Source organism: Algoriphagus terrigena DSM 22685, from assembly GCF_000429445.1.
Taxonomy (GTDB): domain Bacteria; phylum Bacteroidota; class Bacteroidia; order Cytophagales; family Cyclobacteriaceae; genus Algoriphagus; species Algoriphagus terrigena.
Genome location: NZ_KE386904.1, coordinates 575,433 through 581,997, shown reverse-complemented (window position 1 = coordinate 581,997; position 6,565 = coordinate 575,433). Strand labels below are relative to the sequence as shown.

At 45.8% G+C, this 6,565-nt stretch carries 8 protein-coding genes; 5 read left to right on the top strand and 3 right to left on the bottom strand.

Annotated elements, in window-relative coordinates; genetic code table 11:
* The coding region (locus G459_RS0126465) for a transposase (RefSeq protein WP_026970260.1) at positions 1 to 285 on the bottom strand (285 nt) is incomplete at its 3' end.
* 377 nt (positions 286 to 662) lie between these two features.
* Between G459_RS0126465 and G459_RS0126460 the strand changes: the two genes are divergently transcribed.
* From G459_RS0126460 to G459_RS0126445, 3 genes are all read left to right on the top strand, one after another.
* A complete protein-coding gene (locus tag G459_RS0126460; protein ID WP_026970259.1) occupies positions 663 to 1,043 on the top strand; it encodes a four helix bundle protein in 381 nt (126 codons plus the stop codon).
* 66 nt (positions 1,044 to 1,109) lie between these two features.
* Entirely contained in the window at positions 1,110 to 1,616 is a 507-nt protein-coding gene (locus G459_RS0126450; RefSeq protein ID WP_026970258.1) for a winged helix-turn-helix domain-containing protein, read from the top strand.
* 257 nt (positions 1,617 to 1,873) lie between these two features.
* A complete protein-coding gene (locus G459_RS0126445) occupies positions 1,874 to 2,563 on the top strand; it encodes a GNAT family N-acetyltransferase (RefSeq protein WP_026970257.1) in 690 nt (229 codons plus the stop codon).
* Between the two features lie 11 nt (positions 2,564 to 2,574).
* Here the strand turns inward: G459_RS0126445 and G459_RS30735 are convergent, their stop codons facing one another.
* Both G459_RS30735 and G459_RS28715 read right to left on the bottom strand, forming a co-directional pair.
* Positions 2,575 to 2,901, bottom strand: coding sequence for an integrase core domain-containing protein (locus G459_RS30735; RefSeq protein WP_425393756.1), 327 nt, complete (start codon positions 2,899 to 2,901; stop codon positions 2,575 to 2,577).
* 23 nt (positions 2,902 to 2,924) lie between these two features.
* Positions 2,925 to 3,380 carry a DDE-type integrase/transposase/recombinase gene (locus tag G459_RS28715; RefSeq protein ID WP_051315454.1) on the bottom strand — a complete coding sequence of 152 codons (456 nt, stop codon included), beginning with the start codon at positions 3,378 to 3,380 and terminating at the stop codon, positions 2,925 to 2,927.
* Positions 3,381 to 3,712: 332 nt separating this feature from the next.
* Between G459_RS28715 and G459_RS0126435 the strand changes: the two genes are divergently transcribed.
* Positions 3,713 to 4,336 (top strand): acetyltransferase, encoded by a 624-nt coding sequence (locus tag G459_RS0126435; protein ID WP_026970256.1) that lies wholly within the window; start codon positions 3,713 to 3,715, stop codon positions 4,334 to 4,336.
* 1,244 nt (positions 4,337 to 5,580) lie between these two features.
* Positions 5,581 to 6,180 carry a GNAT family N-acetyltransferase gene (locus tag G459_RS28710; RefSeq protein ID WP_084454735.1) on the top strand — a complete coding sequence of 200 codons (600 nt, stop codon included), beginning with the start codon at positions 5,581 to 5,583 and terminating at the stop codon, positions 6,178 to 6,180.
* Positions 6,181 to 6,565: the final 385 nt, after the last annotated feature.

The following is a 6,565-nucleotide window of genomic DNA, read 5'->3' as shown; positions in this document are numbered from 1 at the left end:
AAGCAAGATCTGCTTCTGGCCAACCAGACGCTCCAATTCCTTGATTTTTTGCTCCATTTCCTGAATTTTATGGGTATCACTCATGGGTTCGATGATTTGGCGAATTTGCTTTTTACGGTGAGCAGAATATTTATAAAGCCATTTGTAGACCGCTGCTCGGGTCACCCCATACACTTTACTCACCTGCATCACTGTAGTTAAGTTACGCTCAATTTCCCGAACCTTTTCCTGCTTGAAAGATTCACTGAAGTGACGCACCACTTGCACTTGTTTCTGATTTTCCATTTTTTGAAAGTTTTGTAACTCCCAAAAACGGTCAAGCTATTTTAGTCCTTTACACACTGTAAACTGCCCACTGCCAACTGGGACCGGATACTGCAAACTGAACACTGCCAACTAAACACAGCCCACGGCCTCGTAAATCGTAAATTCGAGAACCCGACAACAGCTTCCGGGGACAACGCAACGACCCCTGCCCACTGCGCACTGAAAACTGCCTACTGAAAATTGCCATGGAATCCTTCCCTTGCAAAATTCCCCAAACCAATTAAATTTGCTTGCCGAGTAATTTTTTTACTCAATCAACAGGCCCACTTCCGGGACTGACCGGGCGAAGCTTTTTAATTATGAATGTGGAATGAAGAATTCTGAATTTTAAAAAAATGGGAAATGCAATTGTTGAAAAAACTTTTGTCTTTGCTGAAAAATCCTTGAATGTGTATTTCGAATTGAGGAAAAATGGACATTTCCGACTTGCAGACCAGTTTGTAGGTGCAGCAACCTCCATAGGAGCAAATGTGGAAGAAGCTCAAGCCGCACATTCAAAGCTTGATTTTATTTCCAAAATGGTTATTTCAGCCAAGGAAGCCAGAGAATCAAGATATTGGATTCGGCTATTGGACAGAAAGGAATTGGCTCAGAATCTTCCCGATTTTCCTTTTTTAAAAACTGAAATCGAAGAAATTCTCAAAATCCTCAATTCCATCATTAAGTCCAGTAGAGAAAATCTAAAAGGTGGAAAACCTCCCGGCTCAAACACTTAACTCCTCATTCCCAATTCCTGATTCAACATTTCTAATTCCTCATTCTCCATTCTTAATTAAAAAAGTCTGCTCGACTCCCTCGTTACATCCAAAACCCGCGTCAAACTTCTTCTGAAGTTTTTCGCCCATTCCAATTCAGGCTACCTGCGCTCTCTTGCCAAGGAATTTGATGAATCTACCAATTCAGTTCGAGTGGAGCTTAATCGTCTGACCGATGCCGGCTTGCTTCTCGCAGAAGATGAGGGGAAGACCAAGGTGTATAGGGCCAACCATTCCCACCCCTTTTTCTCAGAAATCAAAGGGATGGTTTCGAAATTTCTCGGCTTGGACGAACTCATGGAGAAGATCGTAAAGCGGATGGGGAACGTCGAAAAAGCCATTATCGTCGGTGACTACGCCCAAGGAGTGGACTCCGGCACGATCGATCTGATTCTTGTCGGACAGGATTTGGATCTGGAATACCTGGATTTTATCGTGAACAAAACCTTTGAAAAGATCAACCGAAAAGTGCGGGTTCAGGTGCTTGAAATCCTCCCCTCAGACACCGCCGGGATTTTGGTGTACGGAAAATAGCAGCACCCTCAGCAGACGACGCCTAACTCTTCACTGTTGGTGAGCTTGTCGAATCCAGTCGAGGTATAAACTTTAACGTAGCGGTACCAAGTATTGGGAAACGCCGCCTACTGAATAGAGCCTATGTATCCAACCTCGTCATCCATCTTCCGACAAGGCCACAACAGCGCCGCGGACGACTCGCCAAAACTCGCTTCTGACGTCTGCCAACTGAACTCTCTCAACTTCCAACTGAATACAGCCTACCATCTATTGAAATGATCACACTTCTTCCTTTCGATTCCGACCTTTTTGGCTATCCGGTCGGAAAGGCCACCATATCAGGAAACTGGGATGAAATCAGCTTTTTGGAAGAAGCCAAAGCCTTTCAGCTTGTATACGTCTCTTCTGAAAGCGCGCTTCCGGTCAATTGCAATTCGTTTCGTCTAGTCGACGTCAAGGTGACCTTTGCCAAAGATTTGGTCAAAACTCAACCCAGAAACCATGAAATCTACAGATGGGAGGGCGAACTGATCGGAAACCTGGTCCAACTGGCATTGGAAAGCGGTGCTTTCTCCAGGTTTAAAACAGACCCTCGCCTCGTTCAGGGCGAATTCGAAAAGCTCTATCGTCTATGGATTGAGAAAGCCTGGGAAAAGCGCCAGATCTTCTGCTCTCCTAACCTCGAAGCAATGGTTACGGTTTCTTCCGAAGACAAACTTGCTAAGATCGGACTTCTCGCTGTGAACTTTGCCCACCGGAACCAGGGATGGGGGAGAAAGCTTGTCCATGCCGCAGAGCATTATGCCCTCCTGTTGGGCGTTAATCAAATACAAATCCCGACCCAGCAAACCAACTTCCCTGCCTGCAACCTGTACCAAAGCCTGGGATATCAACTGCAGGAACAAACACACCTATACCACTGGTGGCGGGACTTTTCGCCAGCCCTATCGAACCAACGCCGGTGAGCCCCGTCGACTCATGAGCTATCGAACAACGCTTGGTGAGCCCGTCGAACGACAACAACCTGACAATGTGATAACTCGATACACGAAAACTGTACCGTCCTAAATAGAGATGACCGTTTGAAGTTGGTTTTGGTTAGATTTTTATTGCGTTCAAACTGATCCGGTGTTAAGCCTCCCGGACTTTGGTGAGGTTTCTGTTGGTTGTACATCTTTACTGCCTTGGCTGTTTTGATTTCCAGCTCTTTGAATGTAGTGGGATGATATCCATAGAGGTAATCATTCTTGATGGTCTCGTTTAGTCGCTCTGCTTTAGGATTCTGGTAAGCTGTTTTCCCCATACTATTTTGGAATTTCTTTTGGGTCATGGCCACAAATTGCCTGCAGTAATACTGGCCTCCTCCATCTGAATGGAAAATTGGCTCAACCCTTGGGGCAAACATTTCATGGCCATTCTGAGAGCAGGAATAGTCGTGTCGTCGGCCCTGAGCGTCTTGCTTACCTGATAGCCTTTTATCTTTCTGCTGTAGGCATCCATAATCAGGGTCAGGTAAGCAAACTTCCCGTTAAGTTCATAATAGGTGATGTCACTTACCCAAGCCTGGTTGACATGTGTCAACTCCAAACTCTCCGTCAGGTTGGGAAAGCGGATCACTCCACTGCTATCGGTAGTCCTGCGGAAATTCCTCTTGGGAGCAAGCATAAAGCCGCTTGCTCTGTACCAGACTGTAACTAAGTTACGCTCAATTTCCCGAACCTTTTCCCGCTTGAAAGATTCACTGAAGTGGCGGATCACTTGTACTTGTTTCTGATTTTCCATGCTTTGAAAGTTTTATGACTCCCAAAAACGGTCAATCTATTTTAGACCTTTACAAACTGGATACCGCCCACTGTCATCTGTCGTCTGCCTACTAAACACTGTCGACCTCAGTAGCTTAGCAAGTATCACATGTCAAAAAGTAAAGTCGAGTAGAGAGATTAGGACGCAAGACCGATGCGACAGCAACACCCCTTGATTCTCGATTTCATTGAAGGGAGAGTTTCTTGTATCAAGGAGCCAGTATCAAGAAGTAAGAAGCACGGGACTCGACACCGAGCAATGGCGCTTACTGCCCACAGATCACTGCCAATTGCAAACCTAACAATGAATACATGCTAATCGCCGGCGCCGGAGGACATGCCCTGGAAGTCCTCGACATCCTAATCACAACAAAGCCCGAAGCAAGACTGTTTTTTTTGGATGAAAGCGGGGGAGGAGGTCTGTTTCAGGATAAGTATCCTGTCATCCAAACTGAAACCGAGATCCTAAGAGCCTTTGAGAAAGACCCTTGTTTTGTCTTGGGAACCGGCAAACCTGCGACCAGAAAAAAACTGCATGGTAACTTAATCTGCCTCGGAGGGAAGCCTTTTTACCTCAGGGGACAGGGGTGTGTGATTAGCCCGAGTTCTGATTGTTCAGAGGCGGATATCTTTAATCTCTGTTTCATAGGCCCAAACACCCGTATCGGGACAGGCTGTCTAATCAACAGTGGCGCTCAGATCCACCACGAGGTGGTACTTGGAGAATTCACAGAAATCAGTCCCGCATCCGTTATACTTGGACGGGTTGAGATAGGATCTTTTTGCTTCATAGGCGCCAATTCCACCATCCTGCCAGGGGTCAAGATTGGAAATAATGTCACCGTCGGGGCAGGAACGGTCGTGACCAGGGATGTTCCCGATAGTGTCACAGTAGTCGGAGTGCCGGGTAGAGTGATCAAGGTGCTGAAAAGCTGAGAGTCGAGCCAGCCGTCCAATGTATGGAACTTTAGCGGCGCTCCGGAACAGGATAAAGCGTTGTTTCGCCAGGGTAGAATCGTCGTTTTTTTTTTTTTTCTAACCGGGAACTCGAAAGCGAGCTCGTTAGATCTAATATCCCCATCTTGTAGTAAAGGCTGCCGCAGGCAGTGAAGTGACAACCAAATCAATTCAATTTCAAAGCCGGGCCGGATCTTGCCCGGCTTTTTTTTTGCCTTCAGTTATCCGGCTACTCCAGATGTTAAACCCGTGATGCGTACCCTCGGCACGCGTTCCGCCGTTCAACTGGTTTGACTTTTGAATTGCCCAACTGCCTGTTTTAGGATTCTCAATAGGATCGTCTTTGCGAGGAATCAAACGTATTATCCAATTATTGTCTAAATCAACGGCCCCAACCATCCTAATTAATGAAGCAGAATTCCGGTTGCACGGCCTCTCCACCGATTCGTATCGGTGCCAGACTATTTACCAATCGATCTGTATGCTCCCCGGCATCAACATCCTTTTACCGAGGAGATTCGTGCGCGGAGGCGGATTACGGATGTCCACATTTAATATGATGTCGGCCGTGCCTATGGCACTTCTCTATCTCCGTAACTCGGTATTCACTACCCGTTGCTTCGGATAATCCTACACTGAGGTTGAAATATCCGATTCATTTTTTCCGGGGATCGGTTGGTGAGCTAGTCAAAACATACCACCCCTAAGCTATAGCCTCCCACCATCTCCGTTCCTCGACACCGACAATCTTTTCCTTTCAAAAGTTCTAAGCCCAGATCATTGGAATTTGATCCTTTATAAAGGGCTCAACTAAAGGTGGAAAATGTGCAAATGTACGTAGGTGGGGATCAGCGCTACCACATGTCACGGACACTTCTCAACTGAATTGAGTTTCCGGAAATAAGTCCAATCACGCTTAAAGCTGAGTCAAATCGTATTGATTTTGTCCAATATTTCTTAAATTAATACAGATTTTCCTGTGACTCTGAGAGTTTTTTAGAGATGGGAGGAAAACAAATTTGACCGGTTTGTGTTTTCTCTTTCCGGTGTTGGTATCACGGGAATTAGCCATCAGTCGGTAAGTCATAGAGGATCACCCATCTTCGAAATTGGTAGGTTGAAGGTTCGTTAGCTAAATAGAGAGTTAAGGAGAGATTCAAAATCTTGAATCCAAGTATCAAATGCGTTCGTTTTCAGTAACTCATTATTTCACCCTCGAAACAATGTTTGAAACTTTCCCCCAGTTGACAACCGAGAGATTGGAACTGATTGAAATCAAAAAAACACACCTGATCGATTTTTTTAACCTCTTCAGGGATGAAAGGGTTGCCTTGTATTACCAGATTATCCCATTTAAAGAAGCAAAGGATGCGCAAGTTTACCTTGACCTGTTTGAATTCCGCCTGAAAAGAGAAACTGGGATTCGCTGGGGGATTGCGCTGAAAGGATTTACCGAAATCATCGGAACTATTGGTTTCAACAGCTTTCAAAGGAACCATACAGGGAACTTGGCGTATGACTTGCAATTCAACTTTTGGAACCGGGGATATGCAACAGAGGCGGCCAGGGCAGTCTTAGAATACGGCTTTGATCATCTTCAAATCAGACGGGTTGAGGCTGATGTCGTTATTGGAAATACAGCGTCTGACAGAGTTCTTGTGAAATTGGGGTTTAAATTCGATGGAGCTGTACCGACTCGGATGTATTGGAATGGGAGTTATTACGACAAAAAAGTCTTTTCTCTGTCGAGAGAGGATTTCAACCGACGTGGGGAAGAGAGAGATTCGGGCAATGTTTTTCCCGAACCTCTTCCAGAATTCTGAATCACTTCGTTCATCGGGACTATCGCTTCAGAGTCCGATCCTCAGTAGTTAGCTCCAAATCGAAGTAGCACCAGGACCAAATTCCTCAACTGCCCCAAAGACCTCGTAAATGGTAAATCCGAAAACGTGACAACACCTTCAGCAGACACCTCGACAACCCGACAACCCGAAGACGTAGCCAAGACCAAATTCCTCAACTACCCCAAAGACCTCGTAAATCGTACCTCGTAAATCGTAAATCCGAAAACGTGACAAGAGCTTCAGCTGACATCGTGACAACGCGAAGCAGACAATCTGACAACCCGACAACAAACACATCCGTCATCCAGCATCGGTCATCCAACATCCCTCATCCAGCATCCGTCATCCCACATTTCAAACTCTT